The sequence below is a fragment of the Streptomyces sp. NPDC054841 genome (assembly GCF_053611045.1).
This window is the reverse complement of the sequence record NZ_JBSGZO010000836.1, coordinates 1-1,913: the sequence shown is the minus strand read 5'-3', so window position 1 is coordinate 1,913 and position 1,913 is coordinate 1. Positions and strand designations below refer to the sequence as shown.

1 protein-coding gene is annotated in these 1,913 nt (G+C 69.4%); it reads right to left on the bottom strand.

The genetic code is table 11. The features are described from left to right. On the bottom strand, positions 1-1,913 hold a 1,913-nt coding region (locus ACWGI8_RS43705), incomplete at both ends, for a hypothetical protein (protein WP_453669117.1).

The following is a 1,913-nucleotide window of genomic DNA, read 5'->3' as shown; positions in this document are numbered from 1 at the left end:
TCATAAAGCCGCCTGCCATCGGCATGTGGTCCAGTGGCGCGGCCACAGTTGTCGCGGAGGAGCTGGAGCTCTCCCCCATCACCGTGTCCTGGTCCTCGGCGTGCCCATCGCGACCGCGTCCGAACACGCCGTCGACGTGTGGACTGGGCGGCGCTTGGAGTACAACGGGCCCACTGAACCGTGGGTCCAGCATGGTCAGGGAGTAGGCGGCCGCGACCCGGTACGCCTTGTTGAGCGCGTCATCGAAGGCGGGCGCGAGCAGCTTGAGCCTGCCGCCGCGGAGCCGCTCGGGGCGGATGCCGGACAGCGCCGCACTGGCGGCATCGGCGTCCTCCTGGATGAACGAGCTCCATGGGTGGTTGCCGACCCAGACAGTGGTACCGGTCTCGATGGGCAGCTCACTGAGCACCAGATGGTCCGCCTCCCACCGGCTGTCGCCCAGCCGGAGGATACGAATGCCGGACGGCACGATCTCCGCATAGTGGTTCGGGAAGTCCCGGATCAGCCAGCGTCTCTGCGGGGACAGCCCGTCCTGTGAGGGCAAGGGGGTGAGAGGGCCGTCCGGCACAACCCAGAGCCGGGGATCGAGGATCCCGGCGACCTCGTACCGGAGCGTCTGTTCTCCGGTGAGCACATTCGCCCCATGATACGGCGATGGGTCAGTCGCGTGATCAGCCAAACGCAGGTACTGGGCGAGCGGAATGTGGCTTCCGTGCCGGACCACCGGACCCCCGGTGCCACTCTCGTCGAGGATGCCGTTGGGGATGCCTCGGACCGCCTGCTTGCCCAGGCGGTGGATGGACGGCTCGACTCCCCCCACCTCGTGCTCCCCGGAGGGCAGGCCCGTCGTCCCCTCCTCCGGCTCCGGCTCCGGCTCCGCATCGGCCATGTCAACGTCCGGGTACTCGACGACCTGACCTTCTCCAGAGGTCTGCTCCTGGACGGCGGCGAGTGTCTCGTAGGAGGGGGGTTCGGCTAGAGGCGGTACATGCCGGGGGTCGGACCAATGCCAGTCGATCACCAGCTGCTGCACGTCGGGCCGGCTCGACAACTCGGTCAGCTGCCACTCCACCGGCAGCTGCAGATCGAGGAAACCGTTGAACGTGAGCAGTGGCTCGTTCGGGACGACGGGCTCGTCCTCCACCACGTCCGCCTTGGGGATCCACCCGATGGAGACCCGGTCCGCAACCTGGTCGTAGTCGGTGTGGTCGAACTCCGCCAGCCGTACGGTGACCAACGGGCCCGCGGGCTGCTCGGGCAGGACCTCGCCCCGCTCGCGGGCGGCCGCCGTGAGAGCCGCCCTGGCCTGTTGCGCCCGGTCCTCCATCAGAGCGTTCAGCGCTCTCGTGAACCGCAGTGCCACCGCTCGGTTCCGCGTGCTCACGCCGATCAGGGCGACGGTCAGTTCGCCTTCCCCTGTGAAGCCCGCGGCCTCCAGCCAGTCCGCGAAGCCGGCGACCGTGACCGCGACCGGTATGAAGGCGTCGACCCGCCCGGGCACGGTCTTCCCATCCACCACGGTTTTGGCACTGCCGTGCAGGACGATGCCACCGGCCGTGTCGATGGCGGCCAGGGCCCAGAATCCGCCAGGGGTGGCCAGTTCCGTCTTCGCGCGCTGCAGCAAGGCATCCAGCGCCGAGTGCTGCCAGGCCCGTAGCGAGGCAGCGCCCCCCTCGACCCGCTGGGTGTCGACACCGCTCGGGAGGTCGTCGGCGAGTGAGGGCACTGGGAGTTGTTCAGTCCCCTGGTGTGCCGGCTCGCCGGGCTGCACCTTGGGGACCCAGGCCTCCCCGACGTCGCCCGGCTTTGCCCATAGCCAGGCCCCCAGGCGCTTGTCACCATCCCGCAGCTGCACCGGGCCGCGTCCGTGGGGCAGCACCCATCGGTAGCCGAACGGCGGGTAGCCGATCGGG